Origin of the sequence: Mesorhizobium sp. (assembly GCF_965229135.1) — a bacterium.
GTDB lineage: Bacteria > Pseudomonadota > Alphaproteobacteria > Rhizobiales > Rhizobiaceae > Mesorhizobium.
In genome coordinates, this window is the sequence record NZ_OZ245860.1 from 2,855,099 (window position 1) to 2,873,344 (window position 18,246).

Annotated in this window: 17 protein-coding genes; 11 read left to right on the top strand and 6 right to left on the bottom strand. The window is 63.3% G+C overall.

The window, feature by feature from the left end:
* Positions 1-73 precede the first annotated feature (73 nt).
* The 6 genes from ACO07C_RS13610 to ACO07C_RS13635 all read left to right on the top strand — a co-directional run bounded on the left by ACO07C_RS13610 (position 74) and on the right by ACO07C_RS13635 (position 6,030).
* Positions 74-2,368, top strand: coding sequence for a bifunctional salicylyl-CoA 5-hydroxylase/oxidoreductase (locus ACO07C_RS13610; RefSeq protein WP_421917521.1), 2,295 nt, complete (start codon positions 74-76; stop codon positions 2,366-2,368).
* A gap of 5 nt (positions 2,369-2,373) precedes the next feature.
* On the top strand, positions 2,374-3,138 hold the full coding sequence (locus ACO07C_RS13615; RefSeq protein ID WP_421917522.1) for an SDR family NAD(P)-dependent oxidoreductase: 765 nt from the start codon (positions 2,374-2,376) through the stop codon (positions 3,136-3,138).
* Positions 3,132-3,602: a MarR family winged helix-turn-helix transcriptional regulator gene (locus ACO07C_RS13620; RefSeq protein ID WP_421914678.1), complete on the top strand. Its 471-nt coding sequence runs from the start codon at positions 3,132-3,134 to the stop codon at positions 3,600-3,602. The genes ACO07C_RS13615 and ACO07C_RS13620 overlap by 7 nt, the downstream gene beginning before the upstream one ends.
* Positions 3,599-4,411, top strand: coding sequence for an enoyl-CoA hydratase family protein (locus ACO07C_RS13625; protein WP_421914679.1), 813 nt, complete (start codon positions 3,599-3,601; stop codon positions 4,409-4,411). Before ACO07C_RS13620 ends, ACO07C_RS13625 begins: the two co-directional genes overlap by 4 nt.
* Complete coding sequence (locus ACO07C_RS13630) at positions 4,411-5,559, top strand: acyl-CoA dehydrogenase family protein (protein ID WP_421914680.1); 1,149 nt, start codon at positions 4,411-4,413, stop codon at positions 5,557-5,559. The genes ACO07C_RS13625 and ACO07C_RS13630 overlap by 1 nt, the downstream gene beginning before the upstream one ends.
* Before the next feature lie 75 nt (positions 5,560-5,634).
* Positions 5,635-6,030: a RidA family protein gene (locus ACO07C_RS13635; RefSeq protein ID WP_421914681.1), complete on the top strand. Its 396-nt coding sequence runs from the start codon at positions 5,635-5,637 to the stop codon at positions 6,028-6,030.
* Positions 6,031-6,064: 34 nt separating this feature from the next.
* Here ACO07C_RS13635 and ACO07C_RS13640 read toward each other — a convergent pair whose 3' ends face one another.
* Positions 6,065-7,156 carry an LLM class flavin-dependent oxidoreductase gene (locus ACO07C_RS13640; RefSeq protein ID WP_421914682.1) on the bottom strand — a complete coding sequence of 364 codons (1,092 nt, stop codon included), beginning with the start codon at positions 7,154-7,156 and terminating at the stop codon, positions 6,065-6,067.
* 124 nt (positions 7,157-7,280) lie between these two features.
* Between ACO07C_RS13640 and ACO07C_RS13645 the strand changes: the two genes are divergently transcribed.
* The 5 genes from ACO07C_RS13645 (at position 7,281) to ACO07C_RS13665 (ending at position 12,439) form a co-directional block, all read left to right on the top strand.
* The gene (locus tag ACO07C_RS13645; RefSeq protein WP_421914683.1) at positions 7,281-8,057 is read left to right on the top strand and encodes an HpcH/HpaI aldolase family protein; all 777 of its coding nucleotides are present in this window, start codon (positions 7,281-7,283) and stop codon (positions 8,055-8,057) included.
* A 196-nt stretch (positions 8,058-8,253) separates the two neighbouring features.
* The gene (locus ACO07C_RS13650) at positions 8,254-9,423 is read left to right on the top strand and encodes a pyridoxal phosphate-dependent aminotransferase (protein ID WP_421914684.1); all 1,170 of its coding nucleotides are present in this window, start codon (positions 8,254-8,256) and stop codon (positions 9,421-9,423) included.
* Positions 9,424-9,497: 74 nt separating this feature from the next.
* Positions 9,498-10,295: an ABC transporter substrate-binding protein gene (locus tag ACO07C_RS13655; RefSeq protein ID WP_421914685.1), complete on the top strand. Its 798-nt coding sequence runs from the start codon at positions 9,498-9,500 to the stop codon at positions 10,293-10,295.
* A gap of 162 nt (positions 10,296-10,457) precedes the next feature.
* Positions 10,458-11,132, top strand: coding sequence for an amino acid ABC transporter permease (locus ACO07C_RS13660; RefSeq protein ID WP_421914686.1), 675 nt, complete (start codon positions 10,458-10,460; stop codon positions 11,130-11,132).
* Positions 11,133-11,176: 44 nt separating this feature from the next.
* Positions 11,177-12,439: a cysteine desulfurase-like protein gene (locus ACO07C_RS13665; RefSeq protein WP_421914687.1), complete on the top strand. Its 1,263-nt coding sequence runs from the start codon at positions 11,177-11,179 to the stop codon at positions 12,437-12,439.
* Positions 12,440-12,680: 241 nt separating this feature from the next.
* On the opposite strand, the gene ACO07C_RS13670 is transcribed toward ACO07C_RS13665, so the two are convergent.
* Genes ACO07C_RS13670 through ACO07C_RS13690 form a run of 5 tightly spaced genes read right to left on the bottom strand, consistent with a single transcriptional unit; the run spans position 12,681 to position 17,955 of the window.
* Positions 12,681-13,511: a dipeptide ABC transporter ATP-binding protein gene (locus ACO07C_RS13670; RefSeq protein WP_421914688.1), complete on the bottom strand. Its 831-nt coding sequence runs from the start codon at positions 13,509-13,511 to the stop codon at positions 12,681-12,683.
* The gene (locus ACO07C_RS13675) at positions 13,508-14,377 is read right to left on the bottom strand and encodes an ABC transporter ATP-binding protein (protein WP_421917523.1); all 870 of its coding nucleotides are present in this window, start codon (positions 14,375-14,377) and stop codon (positions 13,508-13,510) included. The genes ACO07C_RS13670 and ACO07C_RS13675 overlap by 4 nt, the downstream gene beginning before the upstream one ends.
* Positions 14,378-14,379: 2 nt before the next feature.
* A complete protein-coding gene (locus ACO07C_RS13680) occupies positions 14,380-15,303 on the bottom strand; it encodes an ABC transporter permease subunit (protein WP_421914689.1) in 924 nt (307 codons plus the stop codon).
* A 1-nt stretch (position 15,304) separates the two neighbouring features.
* The gene (locus tag ACO07C_RS13685; RefSeq protein ID WP_421917524.1) at positions 15,305-16,312 is read right to left on the bottom strand and encodes an ABC transporter permease subunit; all 1,008 of its coding nucleotides are present in this window, start codon (positions 16,310-16,312) and stop codon (positions 15,305-15,307) included.
* Between the two features lie 50 nt (positions 16,313-16,362).
* On the bottom strand, positions 16,363-17,955 hold the full coding sequence (locus ACO07C_RS13690) for an ABC transporter substrate-binding protein (protein WP_421914690.1): 1,593 nt from the start codon (positions 17,953-17,955) through the stop codon (positions 16,363-16,365).
* Positions 17,956-18,246: the final 291 nt, after the last annotated feature.

Genomic DNA, 18,246 nt, shown 5'->3' on the forward strand with positions numbered 1-18,246 from the left:
AATTTTAAGCTTGAAACAATTTGCGCGACGCGCCATGATGGGCGTGGGCGAAGGCAAGAAGGAGATCGCACACATGAAGGTTGCGGTTCTCGGCGGCGGACCAGCCGGCCTCTACTTTGCCATTTCGATGAAGCTGCGGGATGCCGCCCATGAGGTGACGGTGTTCGAGCGCAACCGCGCCGACGACACTTTCGGCTGGGGTGTCGTGCTGTCGGCCGAGACGCTCGAAAACCTGTCGAGGAACGATCCGGTCAGCGCCGTCTGGATCAAGAAGCATTTTGCCTATTGGGACGATATCGCCGTCATCCATGACGACGTGCGCACGGTCTCGACCGGCCACGGTTTCTGCGGCATCGGCCGCAAGCGATTGCTCGTGTTGCTGCAGCGCCGCGCGCGCGAACTCGGCGTCAAGCTGATGTTCGAGACCGACATCGCCGATCCCAAGCCCTATATGGAGACGCACGACCTTGTAGTCGCCGCCGATGGCCTGAACTCCAGGGCGCGCAACACGTTCGTCGACATCTTCAAGCCGGACATCGACACCCGCAAATGCAAGTTCGTGTGGCTCGGCACCAACCAGAAATTCGACGACGCCTTCACCTTCATCTTCGAGAAGACCGAGCATGGCTGGGTGTGGGCGCACGCCTACCAGTTCGACAGCGACACAGCGACCTTCATCGTCGAGTGCAGCGAACAGACGTGGGCTGCCTTCGGCTTCGGCGCTATGACGCAGCAGGAATCGATCGCCGTCTGCGAGCGCATCTTCCAAAAACATCTGGGCGGCCACGCGCTGATGACCAATGCCAACCACATCCGTGGTTCGGCCTGGATCAATTTCCCGCGCGTGCTTTGCGAACGCTGGTCCTACAAGAACCTGGCGCTGATGGGCGACGCGGCGGCATCGGCGCATTTCTCGATCGGCTCCGGTACCAAGCTGGCACTGGAGAGTGCCGTGGCGCTGGCCGAGTATGTCGAGTCAGAGCCGGACCTCGAGGCCGCGTTCCGCAAATATGAGGACGCGCGCCGCACCGAGGTGCTGAAGCTGCAGTCGGCGGCGCGCAATTCGCTGGAATGGTTCGAGGAAGTGGAGCGCTATCTCGGCCTCGATCCCGTGCAGTTCAACTATTCGCTTTTGACCCGGTCGCAGCGCATCAGCCACGAGAACCTGCGGCTACGCGATGCCGAATGGCTGGGCCGAGCGGAAGAATGGTTCCAGCGGCAGGCCGGCGCCGGCGGCAACAGCCTGCGCCGCGCGCCGATGTTCGCGCCGTTCAAGCTGCGTGACATGACGCTCAACAATCGCATCGTCGTCTCGCCGATGGCGCAGTACAAGGCCGTCGATGGCTGCCCCACCGACTGGCATTTCACCCATTATGCCGAGCGCGCCAAGGGCGGCGCCGGGCTCGTCTATATCGAGATGACCTGCGTCAGCCCCGAAGGACGCATCACGCCGGGTTGCCCGGGTTTCTATGCACCCGAGCATGAGGCGGCGTGGAAGCGGCTGGTGGATTTCGTCCATGCCGAGACCGAGGCGAGGATCTGCGCCCAGATTGGCCATTCCGGCGCAAAGGGCTCGACCCGGCTCGGCTGGGAAGGCACCGACGTGCCGCTGGCATCCGGCAACTGGCCGATCATGTCGGCTTCGGCCGTCGCTTGGTCACCGCGGAACCAGGTGCCGAAGGCGATGGACCGCGCCGACATGGACTTGGTGCGCGACCAGTTCGTGGCCTCGGCCGAGATGGCCGATCGTTGCGGCTTCGACATGCTGGAGATCCATGCCGCGCATGGCTATCTGCTGTCGTCCTTCATCACACCGGTCACCAACCGGCGCACGGACGAATATGGCGGCTCGCTGGAAAACCGGATGCGCTACCCGCTGGAAATCTTCCACGCCGTGCGTGCGGCGTGGCCATCCGGCAAGCCGATCTCGATGCGCATCTCGGCCAATGACTGGGTCGGCATCGAAGGCGTGACGCCGGCAGACGCGGTCGAGATCGCACGGCTGCTGCATGAGGCCGGCGTCGACATCTGCGACGTGTCGGCGGGCCAGACATCGGCGGCGGCAAAGCCGGTTTACGGCCGCATGTTCCAGACGCCGTTTTCCGATCGCATCCGCAACGAAGTCGGCATGGCCACCATGGCCGTCGGCAACATCTACGAGCCTGACCATGTCAACTCGATCCTGATGGCCGGCCGCGCCGACCTCGTGGCGCTGGCACGGCCGCATCTGGCCGATCCCTACTGGACACTCCATGCCGCGGTGACGCTTGGCGATCGCGGCGTCAAATGGCCCGATCCCTATCTGCCGGGACGCGACCAGCTCTACCGGCTGGCGGAGCGCGATGCCGCCGCGGGGCTGAAAGTATGAGTGCAATGCCAGCAGTCATGGGCCGGCACGCCCTCGTCACCGGCGGCGGTTCAGGTGTCGGCCGGGCAACCGCGCTAGCGCTGGCCGGTGCCGGCATTGACGTGACCATATGCGGCCGCCGCGAAGCGGAACTCGCCAAGGTGGCTGATGGAAGCGACCGCATCTTCGCCACCGCCGCCGACGTCACCGACGAGGCGGCAATGACATCCCTTTACGAGACGGCTGAGGCCGCGCGTGGCCCCATCGACATCGTCGTCGCCAATGCCGGCATGTCCGGCAGCGCGCCGGCGCACAAGACCGCGCTCGGCGACTGGCAGCGGACGATCGACGTGAACCTGACCGGTTCGTTCCTGACGGTGAAGCCGGCGCTGGCCGGCATGGCCGCGCGGAAGACGGGCCGGATCATCTTCATTGCTTCCACCGCCGGCCTGAAGGGCTATGCCTATGTCGCCCCCTATGTTGCCGCCAAGCATGGCGTCGTCGGCCTGATGCGGGCGCTGGCCGCCGAGACGGCCAAATCGGGCGTAACGGTCAACGCCGTGTGCCCGGGCTTCGTCGAAACAGAGATGTTGGAGGAATCCATCCAGCGCATCATCGAAAAAACCGGCCGCTCGGACGAGCAGGCGCGGGCAAGCCTCGCCTCGACAAATCCGCAGGGACGTTTCATCCAGCCCGAGGAGGTTGCGGCGGCGGTGCTGTGGCTGTGCGGCGATGCCGCCCAATCGATCACCGGACAGACGATCTCCATTTCGGGAGGAGAAACATGGTAGCCGGCCCTCTTCCCGCTCCGTCCGGCCCCGGCAAGGATCGCCTGCGTTTGTGGGTACGCCTGTTGCGGGCGTCGCGCACCATAGAGTCCGAGCTGCGCGAGCGTCTCAGGCAGGAATTCAACACGACGCTGCCGCGCTTCGATGTGATGGCCGCGCTCTACCGCGCACCCGAGGGCATGCTGATGAGCGACCTGTCGCGCTTCCTGCTGGTGTCCAACGGCAATGTGACGGGCATCGTCGACCGGCTCGTGTCAGAGGGACTTGTCGCCCGCGCGCGGCGCAACGGCGATCGCCGCACCTCGATGGTGCGGTTGACGGAAGAAGGGTCCAACGCCTTCGGCATCATCGCCGCCGCGCACGAAGGCTGGATCAACGAACTGTTGGGCAATGTCGGCGAGGACGATGCACGGCTTCTCAGCGGCATGCTCAAATCCTTTCGAAGCAATTGGGAGGGACGGGAATGACAAAAATGGCCGGATTGATGCCGAGGCATTTCCTCTGGCAGGTCGAGGGCAGGATCGCCAGGATCCGGCTCGACCGGCCAGAGCGCAAGAACCCGCTGACTTTCGAAAGCTACGCCGAACTGCGCGACACGTTTCGCGATCTCGTCTACGCCGACGACGTCGACGCGGTGGTGTTCCTGCCCAATGGCGGCAATTTCTGCTCAGGCGGCGATGTCCACGACATCATCGGCCCACTGGTCAGGATGGACATGAAGGAACTGCTCGCCTTCACGCGCATGACCGGCGATTTCGTCAAGGCGATGCTGAACTGCGGGAAGCCGATCATTTCGGCGGTCGACGGCGTAGCGGTCGGCGCCGGCGCCATCATCGCCATGAGCTCTGACATCCGCATCGCAACGCCGGAAGCCAAGACCGCGTTCCTGTTCACGCGCGTCGGCCTTGCCGGCTGCGACATGGGCGCCTGCGCGATCCTGCCGCGCATCATCGGCCAGGGCCGCGCCGCCGAACTGCTCTACACCGGCCGCACCATGACCGCGGCGGAAGGCGAGCGTTGGGGGTTCTACAACCGGCTGGTCGATGCCGCTGCGCTCGAAGCCGACGCGCTCGACATGGCCGCGCGCATCGTGTCTGGCCCGACCTTCGCGCATGGCATCACCAAGACGCAGCTGAACCAGGAATGGTCGATGGGCCTCGACCAGGCGATCGAGGCGGAGGCTCAGGCGCAGGCGATCTGCATGCAGACCCGCGATTTCGAGCGCGCCTACAACGCCTTCGTCGACAAGCAGAAGCCGGTGTTCGAGGGCAATTGATGGCTGACAAGAGCTTTCTCAACTGGCCGTTTTTCGAAGACCACCACCGCGCGCTGGCTGAACAGCTCGACGCATGGTGCGCGAAAAACCTGCCGGTCGACCACCATGATGTCGACGCCGCCTGCCGCGAGCTGGTGGCGAAGCTGGGCAGGGATGGCTGGCTGAAGCCGACGGCCGTCGACACCGACAATCCCGGGCCGCTGGACGTGCGCACGCTGTGCATCACGCGTGAGACGCTGGCCCGGCATGACGGGCTGGCCGATTTCGCCTTCGCCATGCAGGGGCTCGGCACAGGTGCGCTCAGCCTGTTTGGTACGCGCGACCAGCAAGACTGGCTGGCGAGAACCCGGGCAGGCAAGGCAATCTCCGCCTTTGCGCTCTCGGAACCGCGCTCTGGCTCGGATGTCGCCAACATGGAGATGGTGGCCGTGCGTGACGGCGACAGCTATGTCCTCAATGGCGAAAAGACCTGGATTTCGAATGGCGGCATCGCCGATCTCTACATCGTCTTTGCCCGCACCGGCGAGGCGCCGGGCGCCAAGGGCCTCTCCGCCTTCATCGTACCAGCCGAGACGAAGGGCCTGACCATAGCCGAGCGGCTGGAAGTGGTCGCGCCGCATCCGCTGGCGCGCCTCGCCTTCGACGGCGTACGCGTTCCCGCGTCCGCGCTGATCGGCAAGCCCGGCGACGGCTTCCGCATCGCCATGTCGGTGCTCGACGTGTTCCGGTCGACCGTCGGCGCGGCGGCACTCGGCTTTGCCCGGCGTGCCCTGGACGAAAGCATCAAGAGAGTGGCCGAGCGAAAACTGTTCGGCGCGCCGATGGCGGAGTTGCAGATGGTGCAAGGCCATATCGCCGACATGGCGCTCGATATCGATGCCGCCGCCCTCCTGGTCTATCGCGCCGCCTGGACGAAGGACATGGGCGCGGCCCGCGTCACCCGCGAGGCGGCGATGGCCAAGCTGTTCGCCACCGACAAAGCGCAAGAGGTGATCGACAAGGCGGTGCAGCTGCATGGCGGCGATGGCGTCCGCAAAGGCCATATCGTCGAAAGCCTCTACCGCGAGATCCGCGCGCTGCGCATCTACGAAGGGGCGTCGGACGTGCAAAAAGTGGTGATCGCCCGGCAGGTGATGGGGGCCGCCTGAGGCCAGCTCCTGCGGGGATATTTTGCTCGGAACGCGGACATTGCGAACCGAATTCAGGGAATCGGGAGACTGGACATGCACACCATCCTGCAGCCGGAAGGCTGGGCCAAACCGGTCGGCTATGCCAATGGCGTCGCCGCGCGCGGGCAGCTTGTGTTCGTCGGCGGACAGATCGGCTGGAACGGACAGTGCCAGTTCGAAACCGATGATTTCGTCGGTCAGGTGCGGCAGACGCTTGAGAACGTGGTAGCGGTTCTGGCCGAAGCCGGCGCCGGCCCGCAGCACATCACCTCGATGACCTGGTATTTTACCGACAAGGCCGAATACCTCGCCAACCTCAAGGGGATCGGCGAAGCCTACCGCGCCGTAATCGGCCGGCATTTTCCAGCCATGGCCGCCATGCAGGTCGTGGCCCTTGTCGAGGACCGGGCCAAGATCGAAATCCAGGCCACCGCCGTTATCCCGGAATAGCCCATCCCCCACATAGCCATCTTCCTGGAATAATCTATTCGCGAAGCCCGGCCAGCCTCAACAGCGGCAGTACGCGATCGCAGAAATAGGGCAGCTCCTGCGTGTAGTTGACGAAGGACAGCGCGATGCCCTGGTAGCCGTGCCCAGCGATGGCGGCCATATCGGCGGCGATGGTCTCAGGAGTGCCGACCAGAGGATAGGTGCCGGCGCCGCCGGCGAAACGCTGGCGATAGCGGTCATAGGCATGCGGGTCGTGCGACTGGGAAAATTCCTTCTTGCCCGCCATATGCGCATCAACCGCCTCGTGGTCGGCCATATCAACGGCGTATCGGTTATAATAGGCCTGCGCCTCTTCCATGGTCTCCCGGCAGACGACATGCGCCACGGTGTAGACGCCGACATCGCGCCCATGCTTGGCGGCACGCTCGCGGATGTCGACGACATGCTTGCCGGCATCAGTCATTTCGGAAAAGGTCGTGAACAGGTAATCGCATTTGGCGGATGCGAAATCGCGACCCGGTCCGCCGAAGGCAGCGTTCATGGTCACCGGTCGCGGTAGCTGCAGGCTGGCCGGCCTGCTGACCGCCTCCTTGAGGTGATAATAGGTGCCTTCATAATCGAGAGGCTCGTCGGCGGCATAGAGTTTTTCAACGATCTCGATCCATTCCGCCGCCTGGTCATAGCCCTTCTCGACCAGCGGCGTGCCGAACATGCCGAATTCCTTGGGGTTCCAGCCGCAGACGATGTTGAGACCTGCCCGCCCGTTGCTGATATGATCGACCGTGGCCAGCGACTTGGCGGCGTACAGCGGATGCACAAGCGGCACGTGCACCGTCATGAACAGGCCGATCTTATCGGTGGCGGCGGCAAGAGCGGCCGCCCAGGTGAAGGTCTCGAACGACCATTCCCGCACCTTGTTGCGGCCACCGAAGCCGCGCCAGCGCGCGATTGGCAGCATGAACTCCAGCCCGGCACGGTCAGCGATCTGCGCGGCCGTCAGATTGTCCCGCCAGCTCGCCGTCCAGCGTTCAGGCACATCCGTAATGGCAAGTCCGCCATCGGCATTGGTCGAAAAGACACCGAGCTTCAGTTTGTTCGGGCCGTGCAGGGGATGTGCCTTGATCATGTCTCGAACTCTCGGGCTGACGACGGCAGGCTAGGGCCACGGCGAAATATTTCAAGCCTGAAATAGCTTCGCCCGGACGCGGTTTGCGGGTATGGATTCATGGAGGATCGAGAAAGGGATCGGCATGAGCGACTTCCGCCAGAAATGCAGGGCCAAGAGCAATCTCGTCGGATCATTCGCCTCGATACCGCATCCCGTCGCGGTGGAAGTGGCCGCGCAGTCCGGGCTCGATTTCCTCTGCATCGACTGGGAGCATACGCAAATATCGAGGGACACGATCGAGAACATGGTCCGGGCGGCCGATGTCAATCGGGTCCCCGCCATGGTGCGCGTTCCCGGCCATGCGCCCGAAGCCATACAGGCGGCGCTGGACAGCGGCGCGCAGGGAGTTCTTGTTCCCCGCGTCTCGACGGCTGCCCAGGCGGCCATGGCGGTGAAAGCCTCGCGCTACCCGCCGAACGGCGAGCGAGGTGTAGGGCCTGGCCGCGCGGCGGCCTATGGTTATCGCATCCCGAGCTATCTGGCCGCCGCCAATGAGGCCATCGTCATTGCTGTCCAGGTCGAGACGGCCGAAGGGCTTGCCAATATCGAGGAGATCGCCGCGGTTGACGGCGTCGATGTGATCTTCGTCGGCCCCGGAGATCTTTCGGTGTCGATCGACGCGCTGGGTCCTGCAGGCGCCAGCAGACTTGCCGAGGCGATCCGCACGATCATTGGCATGACGATCGCGAACAACAAGACCGCCGGGATATTCTGTGCGAAGCCCGACGATGTCGGCCAATGGGCTGCTGTCGGCGCCAGCTTTTTCATACTGGGCAGCGACGCGATGTTCCTTGGCGCGGGCGCTGCTGCCGGCTGTATTGCAGCGCGCGCCGAACTGGAGCGGGGCACAGCCGGCTAAGCTTGCCATCCGGGCGGGCACCGATAATTTTTTAAGCTTAAAACTTTTGCCTTGAAAAGTCCGGTACTTTGGATAAGCATTCCCTAACGATCGTGGCTCCCGTGCCGTAAGTGCTTGACGGTGGTCGCGTCGTTCTGTTCCGGGTGCGATCAAGAGGTGCCTGTACTTGTCGTTCATGCCGCCCCAGTCAACGTCCATGGCGCGCTATGCCTTCGATGGCATCCGCGCGCAAATTCGCGACCTGCACACCGAAAACATCGCCAACCTTGCCGTGCGCGCCCGCGAGTTGGGCGACGTGATCGCGCTCTGGTACGGCGAAGGCGACATGGTGACGCCGGCCTTCATCCGCGACGCCGCCAAGGCGGCGTTCGACGACGGCCAGACCTTCTACGTTCCCAACATGCGCGGCCTCGGCCCGCTGAACGACGCGCTGTCGGAATACCAGACGCGGCTGCATGGCCGATCGATCCCCATCGCGCGCACCACGGTGACACCGGGCGGCATGCAGGCGCTTTACCTGGCGCTGGAGCTGCTTGTCGATGTCGGGACCAACGTCGTTTATGTGGCCCCGCAATGGCCCAACATCCACAATGCCATCCACCTGATCGGAGGCGAGCCACGGCCGTGTTCGCTCGACTTCAAGGGCGACTGGACGCTTGATCTCGACCGGCTGTTTGCAACCTGCGACGCGCGCACGCGGGCGATCTTCCTGTCGACACCGTCCAACCCCACCGGCTGGACCGCATCGCGCCAGGAGATGCAGGCCCTGCTCGAATTCAGCCGGCGCACCGGCATCTGGATCATCTCCGACGAAGTCTATGGAAGGCTGTGTTTCGACGGCAATGTCGCGCCCTCCATCCTGCAGATCGCCGAGGACGGCGACCGGGTGCTGTCCGTCAACAGCTTCTCCAAGGCCTGGGCGATGACCGGCTGGCGCATTGGCTGGCTGACGCACCCGTCCGGCGTCGCCGACCAGCTTGGCGCCATGACCCAGTATGTCAACAGCGGCACCGCGGCCCCCATCCAGGCCGGCGCTGTCGCGGCCATCCGCCAGGGCGAGCCATTGGTCGAGGAGATCCGGCAAAGGATAAAGACCGGCCTCGACCTCGCCTATGACAGGCTGGCGCGGATTCCCGGCATCGTGCTGCCGACGAAGCCGCGCGGCGGCATGTACGCGTTCTTCGCCATCGAAGGCGAAAGCGATGCACGACAGGCCTGCGCGAAAATCCTGGAAACGGCACGGGTCGGGCTGGCGCCTGGCCATCTGTTCGGAAACTCTTCGGCAGCCTTCCTGCGCATGTGCGTCTGCCGGGATCGTGACCAGATCGCAACCGCGCTCGACCGCATGGGCGCTGCCATGAATTGACGACCCGCCGGGAGCGGGGCGGCAAGAAACCGTGCGGGACCAACCCGCCCGATCAACAACCAGAGGGAACAAAAATGAACTTCACACGTCGCCACCTGCTTCTTCTCGCCGCCGCCATCGGCATCGCCGCCGGCCCCGCAACCTCCTATGCGGCGGACGTGCTGAACGTCGGCGCCTATCCGACCAACCCGCCCTTCGAGTTCAAGAACGAGAGCGGCACGTTCGAGGGATTCGAGGTCGACATCGTCAACGAGGCCGCCAAGCGCATCGGCATGACCACGGACATTGCCGATCTCGGCTTCCAGGCACTGTTCGCCGCCACCACGTCCAAGCGCATCGACGTCGCCATCTCGTCGATCACCATCACGCCGGAGCGGCTGAAGTCGCAGTCGTTCACCCAGCCCTATTATGATTCCGACATGGGCATCGCCACCAAGTCCGACAGCCCGATCAAGGCCGAGGCCGACCTCAAGGGCAAGATCATCGGCGTGCTGTCCGGCTCGACCGGCGAGACCTGGGTGAAGGCGCACCAGGAGGCCGACGGGTTCAGCGACGTGAAGGGCTATGACACGCAGCAGAACCTGCTGCTCGACCTCATCGCCGGTCGCGTCGACGCCGCCGTGAGCGACATTCCGGGCATGCAATACGCCTTCACCAAGATGAAGGACCTGGTCGTCAAGGAGCGCATCAAGACGGGCGAACAGTATGGGCTGATGCTCACCAAGGACCACCCGCTGCTCGGCAAGCTGAACGACGCGCTGACCGCGATGAAGAAGGACGGCACGCTGGCCGCGATCCACAAGAAGTGGTTCGGCAGCGACGCGCCCGCGGATTCCTCCACGGTCAAGGAAATGCCTCTGCCGAAGGCCTGAGCGACAACCAAGGGAACAGGGCGCGTGCCGGTTCGAAGGGCCGGCACGCCTCGTTTTGATGCATGATCCTTCCCGGACTCGCAGGTCGGCGCGGCAACCGATCTGGCAGTTCCGGGTCTTGCTCTGGCGTCACAGGGCGCAAAATGGTTCGGGAACGCTCAGATGTCGCTGATTGACACCTTCTTCAACGCCGATGTCATTGCGTCCAGTTTGCCTGCGTTGCTGCGCGGCTTCCTGAACACGCTGCTGCTCGGCCTGCTCAGCATCGGCATCGGCATCCCCATCGGCCTGGTGATCAGCCTGCTGCGGCTCTATGCGCCGAAGCCGCTGCGCTGGCTGGCGGTGGGCTATACCGACATTTTCCGCGCACTGCCGGTCCTGGTCGTGCTCATCCTGATCTATTACGCGCTGCCTTTTCTCGGCATACGCCTGTCGTCCTGGGCGTCCGCCGTTACGGCTTTCGCCATCATCATGTCGGCCTATTCGGCGGAGGTATTCCGATCCGGAATCGAGAGCATTCCGCGCGGCCAGTTCGAGGCGTCGCAGGCGCTTGGCCTGCCGTTCGTCCTGACCTTGCGCAAAGTGGTGCTGCCGCAGGCTGTCCGCGTGGTCATCCCGCCGATGACCAGCAACTGTGTCTCGATGTTCAAAGACACCTCGCTCGCTTCCACGGTCGCGTTGCCGGAACTGTTGAAGGAAGCGACCAACGCGCAGTCGCTCTACGCCAACCCCTCGCCGCTGATCGGCGCGGCCCTGGTCTATCTTATCTTCCTCTGGCCCATGGTGCGGCTCGTCAGCCTGCTTGAAAGCCGCTTCAAGACCGAAAAGACGCGCTGACCGCCAGCAATCCCATCTGCAAAAACATCTCGCAGGAGAAGACCTTGAGCAATTCCCAATCCAGCGGCAGCTTCCCTGTCGAAAGCATCCGCGCCATGTTTCCCGCCCTGCGGAAAGCCGGCGACTTCATCTTCCTGGACAACGCCGCGGGCGCGCAGATTCCACAGAGCGTGCTCGACGCCGTAACCAACCACCTGGTTTCGCACAATGTGCAGCGTGGCGGCCGCTATGGCCGCAGCGTCGCCGTCGACCAGTCCGTCGCCGATGCGCGTGAGAGTGTTGCGTTGCTGATCAACGCCTACAGCCCGGCGGAAATCTGCTTCGGCATGAACGCCACCTCGTTCATTCGCCTCGTCAGCCTCGGCATCGGCCAGATGCTTCAGGAACGCGACGAAATCATCATCACCGACATGGACCACGACGCCAACATCGCGACATGGCTGGCGCTGGAATCCGCCGGTGCCAAGTTTCAGTGGTGGCGCATGCGCGAGGACGGCAATCTGCATGTGGAAGACCTTCGCCCGCTGGTCTCCGATCGCACCCGCCTCGTCGCCTGCACGGTGACGGCGCATTCGATCGGCTCGATCGTCGATGTCGCGTCCGTGGCCGAGATCGCGCATGGGGCCGGCGCCGAAGTGTTTCTCGACTGCGTGCACTATGGCCCGCATGGGCTGATCGACGTGCAGGCCTGGGACTGCGACTATCTGGTCTGCTCCGGCTACAAGAATTTCTCGCCGCATATGGGCTTCCTGTGGGGTCGCTTCGAAACGCTGAAGCGGCTGCCGACCTTCCGCGAGGATTTCATCCCCGATGAGCCGCCCTACAAGGTCGAGGCCGGCACCTTCATCTACGAGAACGTTTCGGGCATGGATGCCGCCGTGCAGTATCTGGAACTGATCGGCCGCAATCTCGCGCCGGCCAACAACCGCTCGCGGCGCGACAACATCGTCGCCGGCATGGGCGCGATCCGCGACTACGAGCTGGTGCTGGCACGCGAAATGCTTGACGTGCTCAAGGATTGCGGCGCGACCATCTATGGCGTCGCCGAGGAGACCCGAATCAATGAGCGCGTGCCGACCTTCTGCTTCAACATCGGCAAGCTGTCGCCGCAGAAGATCGTCGAAGAGATGGCCGAGATGCAGATCGGCATCCGCGACGGCCATATGTACGCGCCACGCCTGATGAAGCGCCTCAACCTGTCGATGGACAGCGGCGCCATCCGCGCCTCGCTGGTCCACTACAACACGGTCGAGGAGATTCATCGCTTCGGCGAGGCGCTTCGGGCGATCATCACCAAGCTGTCGTAACCCCGGACCTTTGACCCGAACCTTCGCATGGGAGTCGGATCGCGGCTCCTCGACGTCGTCATCCTATGGCGGAGCAAGGAGCGAAGCGACGCGGCGCAGACCATAGGATCCATGCCGTGACATGCGGGCGTCGCAACGGTGCAAAATCTGCTCCGCCGCACTTTTTGGCTGAGGTAACGGCATGGATCCTAGGGTCTGCACTCCGCTTCGCGTCGCTCCGCCCTAGGATGACGAACTGGAGTCAAGCCGCCTTCTTCTTGGCCAACCTTGCCTTGATCGAGGCGACATCGGCGCGCGGCGTCGCCGCGAACAGCGTCTTGGTATAGCTGTGCTTGGGGTCTGAAAAGACCTCGTCGCGCGAGCCGTATTCCACGGCCTCGCCGAAATACATCACCATGACCTCGTCGGCGATGTAGCGCACCACCGACAGATCATGGCTGATGAAGACATAGGTCAGCTGGAATTCGTCCTGCAGGTCGGCGAGCAGGTTGAGCACCTGCGCCTGCACCGACAGGTCGAGCGCCGAGACCGGCTCGTCCAGCACCAGCAGGCTTGGGTTGAGCATCAGCGCGCGGGCGATGGCGATGCGCTGGCGCTGGCCGCCCGAGAACATGTGCGGGTAGCGATTGTAGTGCTCCGGGCCGAGGCCGACCTTCTTCAACATCTTCATCGCCAGGTCGCGCCGTTCGGCGGCCGGCTTGTCGGTGTTGATCAGCAACGGCTCGCCCAGTACGTCGCCAATCTTCTGGCGCGGGTTGAGCGAGCCGTAGGGATTCTGGAAGACGATCTGCACCTTGCGGCGCATTTCCTTCGACAGCCCACCCTTGGCAATGTCGACCTTGTTGCCGTCAATCAACAGCTCACCGGACGTCGCCGGGTCGATCAGCGTGATGATGCGGGCGAGCGTGGACTTGCCGCAGCCGCTTTCACCGACAATGGCCAGCGTCTTGCCCTTCTCCACCTTGAAGGAGACGCCCTTGACCGCGTGCACGGTGCGCGGCCCGGTGAACAGGCCGCCACCGATATGGTAGTCGCGCACGATGTTCTTGCCTTCGAGGACCGTCGTGCTCATGAGGCGGCTCCAGCGGTGGTTCCTGGCGCAGAGGGGGCCGGTTCGAACATCATGTCGGACACGGTCGGCAGGCGGTCGCCGACGGCGTTTTCCGGCAGCGCCGACAGCAGCGCGCGCGTGTAATTGCTCTTGGGCGATTCAAACAGCGACAGTACGTCGGCCTCTTCCATCTTGCGGCCCTTGTACTGGACGATGACGCGGTCGGCGGTCTCGGCCACCACGCCCATATTGTGGGTGATCATGATAAGGCCCATGCCATATTTGGCCTGCAGGCCGACCAGAAGATCGAGGATCTGCTTCTGGATGGTGACGTCGAGCGCCGTCGTCGGCTCGTCGGCGATCAGCAGTTTCGGATTGCAGGCAATGGCGATGGCGATCATGACGCGCTGGCACTGGCCACCAGACATCTGATGCGGATAGGAGTTGAGCCGCTCTTCCGGATCGGCAATGCCCACCAGCTTCATCAATTCGATGGCGCGGGCGCGACGCTGGGCGCGATCCATGCCCATGTGGAAGCGCAGCACTTCCTCGATCTGGAAACCGACGGTGAAGCACGGGTTGAGGCTGGCGATCGGCTCCTGGAAGATCATCGAAATGTCCTTGCCGACGATCTTGCGCCGCTCGGACGGACTGAGCTTCAGCAGGTCGACGCCATCGAAGGCCATGCGGTCGGCCTTGACGGTAGCCGTCTTCGGCAAAAGGCCCATCACCGCCAGCATCGACACCGATTTGCCGGAGCCGGACTCGCCGACGATCGCCAGCACCTCGCGCGGCTCGATCGACATATCGATGCCTTGCACGGCCATGAACGGACCGGCGGCGGTGTCGAAGGAAACGGTGAGGTTCTTGATCTCGAGCAAAGGCATGCTCACGACCTCTTCAGCTTGGGGTCGAGCGCGTCGCGCAGACCGTCGCCGATCAGGTTGATGGCGAAGACGGTGATCAGGATGGCGAGGCCCGGGAAGGTCACGACCCACCAGGCGCGCAGGATGAACTCGCGCGCCTCGGCCAGCATGGTGCCCCATTCGGGCGTCGGCGGCTGGGCGCCCATGCCGAGGAAGCCAAGGGCGGCCGCCTCGAGAATGGCGTTGGAGAAGGACAGCGTCGCCTGCACGATCAGCGGCGCGATGCAGTTGGGCAGGATGGTGACCAGCATCAGCCTGATATGGCTGGCACCGGCGACCTTGGCCGAGACCACATATTCACGGGTCTTCTCGGCCATCACGGCCGCTCGGGTCAGACGGGCGAAATGCGGCTGCAGCACGAAGGCGATGGCGATCATGGCGTTGACGAGGCCAGGTCCGAGAACCGCGACCAGCACCAGTGCCAGCAACAGCGATGGGAAGGCCAGGATGATATCCATGATGCGCATGATCAGCGTGTCGACCCAGCCGCGGCAGTAGCCGGCGAGCAGGCCGAGGATGACGCCGGAGATCAGCGCGGTGGTCACCACGACGAAACCGATGGCGAGCGAGAAACGCGACCCGTAGATCAGCCGCGAAAGCATGTCGCGGCCGACGGCGTCGGTGCCGAGCAGGAACTGCGCATTGCCGCCCGCCTGCCAGGCCGGCGGCGTGAGGAAGAAGTCGCGGAACTGGTCGTCCGGCGAGTGCGGCGCCAGCAGCGGCGCGAAGATGGCGATCAGGATCAGCAGCAGAAAGACGAAGAGGCCGATTACCGCGCCCTTGTTGATGGAGAAATAATGCCAGAACTCGGCAAACATCTGCAGCCGGGCATCCCGCGGCCTGACGACGGTGGCGGCTTCGACCTCGGCTGGGCCTTCGTTGGTCATGTCAGTTGGCTCGTATGCGCGGATTGATGACGGCGTAGAGCACGTCGACGATGAGGTTGACGGCCATGACGATCAACGCGATCAGCAGCAGCCCACCCTGCACCGTGAAATAGTCCCGCTTGGAAATGGCGTCGATCATCCATTTGCCGATGCCGGGCCAGGAAAAGATGCTTTCCGTCAGGATGGCGCCGGTCAGCAGCGTGCCGACCTGAAGGCCGATGGTGGTGACGACAGGGATCAGCGCGTTGCGGAAGGCATGCAGGCCGACGACGCGGAACGGTGACAGACCTTTTGCACGCGCGGTGCGAACATAGTCCTCACCCAGCACTTCCAGCATGGCCGAGCGGGTCTGCCTGGCGATGACGGCAAGCGGGATGGTGCCGAGCACGATGGTCGGTAAGATGAGATGCGAGAGTGCCGAGCGGAAAGCGCCCTTTTGCCCAGAAATCAGGGAATCGATGGTCATGAAGCCGGTCACCGGCTTGAAGAAATACAAAAGGTCGATGCGGCCGGAAACCGGCGTCCAGTGCAGCGTGCCGGAGAACACGATGATCAGCAGCAGGCCCCACCAGAAGATCGGCATGGAGTAGCCGGCGAGCGCCGTTCCCATCGTCAGCTGATCGAACCAGGAGCCACGACGGATCGCGGCGAAGATGCCGAAGGCGACGCCGAAGACGATGGCGAAGATCAGAGCGAAGATGGCGAGTTCGACCGTCGCCGGGAAGCGCACCAGGAAATCCTTGATCACCGGCGTCTTGGTGGAGAACGAGGTGCCGAAATCGCCGCTGAGGATGTTGGTCAGATAGGTCAGATATTGTTGCCAGATCGGCAGGTCGAAACCGAACTGGTGCATCAGCGCCGTATGCCGTTCGGGCGACAGGCCACGCTCGCCCGCGAGCACCAGCACCGGATCACCGGGCAGGATGCGCACGAAGCCAAACGCAAGGATGGTAATCCCGATGAAGGTCGGGATGATGAGGGCGAGCTTACCGACGATATAACGCAGCATGGCGGGCGAGGTGGGGCGGCGCCGCATGGCACCGCCCCGTTTCGCGAACCTTATTCGGCGATATCGACGCCGTCGAAGCGATGGATGCCGAGCGGATCCATCGCAAAGCCGGTGACGGTCTTCTGCATCGGCATGAACACCTTGGAGTGGGCGAGCGTGGCCCAAGGCGCCTGTTCCTTGAAGATGACCTGCGCCTGTTCATAGAGCTTGGCGCGCTCGGCCTGATCCGAAACGGTCTTGGCCTTGTTGATCAGCGCGTCGAAGTCCTTGTTGCACCATTCCGCGCGGTTGTTGGAACCGACGGAAGCGCAGCTGAGCAGCACGCCGAGGAAGTTGTCCGGATCGCCGTTGTCGCCGGTCCAGCCAACGATGACGGCGCCATCGTGATCGACCGCGGATGCGCGCTTGAGGTATTCGCCCCAATCGTAGCTGACGATGTTGACGGTGACGCCGACCTTGGCGAAGTCAGCCTGGATCAGTTCGGCGGTACGACGTGCGTTGGGCATGTACGGGCGCGATACCGGCATGGCCCAGACGTTCATCTTAAGGTCCTTGACGCCGGCTTCCGCGAGCAGCTTCTTGGCTGCATCGGGATCGTACGGATCGTCCTTCACGTCCTTGTTGTAGGACCACATCGTCGGCGGGATCGGGTTGATGGCCACCTGGCCAGCGCCCTGGAACACCGCGTCGATGATCGCCTTCTTGTTGATGGCCATGTTCAGCGCCTTGCGGACGCGGACATCATCGAACGGCTTCTGCTGGGTGTTGTACATCAGCGCGCCGACGTTGAGGCCTTCCTGCTCGGCGACCGTCAGGTTCGGATCAGCCTGCAGACCGGCAATGTCGGCCGGCGCCGGGTACGACATGATGTTGCATTCGCCAGCCTTCAGCTTCTGCGCGCGGACCGCCGGATCGGTGGTGATGGCGAAGACGAGATCATCGATCTTCTGCTTGCCGCCCCAGTAATCCGGGTTGGCCTTGTAGCGGATGGCCGCATCGGTCTGGTAGTCGACGAAGATGAACGGACCGGTGCCGATCGGCTTCTGGTTGAACAGTTCAGGCGTCTTGTCGGCCAGCAGCTTGTCGGCATATTCCTTGGAGACGATCGAGGCGAAATCCATGCCCAGCGTCGGGATGAAGGTGATTGCCGGTTCCTTGAGGGTGAACTTCACCGTCAGGTCGTCAACCTTCTCGACCTTGGTGATGTTGTCGCCGAACTGGTCATTATAATACTGATAGGCAATGCCGGGAATGTACTGGAACCAGGGACCGGTCTTGTCGACCTGGCGCACGAACGAGAACACCACGTCATCGGCGTCGAGGTCGCGCGTCGGGGTGAAATAGTCGGTGGGGGCGAATTTGACGCCCTTACGCAGCTTGAAGGTGTATTCCTTGCCGTCGTCGGAGATGGTCCAGCTCTCAGCCAGGCCGGGCGAGATCGTGGTCTTGCCGTGATCGAATTCGACGAGGCGGTTGAAAACGGTGCGCGAGGACGCGTCGAACGTCTGTCCCGCGGTGTAAGGCGCCGGGTCGAAACCCTCCGGCGACGCCTCCGCGCAATAGACCAGAGTTTTCGCGTTGGCCACGCCGCCCAGGACGCTTGCAGCCAGCAACGCGGCTGCAAAAGTCAGTTTCTTATTCATTGAGCACTCCCTGATGTTCTTCCAAGCCCCTCTATCAGGCTCGCGAAGCGCGCATATAAGCACCGTTTTTCCAGCTTTGGAACTCCCTGTTTGCCTACCCCACGGGAAGCGGAAAATAATTCCCATATTTTGCAATAAGTCAGAACAAAATAGCAAAACTTGCCAATCACGGCTTTGTTAACGACCGCATTTTTTTATTGATCTGTCCTGGTGCGAAACGCGCCGACCAGGGACCTCGTGCAGCCGTCGGCATGACCGCAAGTCGCTCCCCGAAGATGCCGTGCGCGGGCA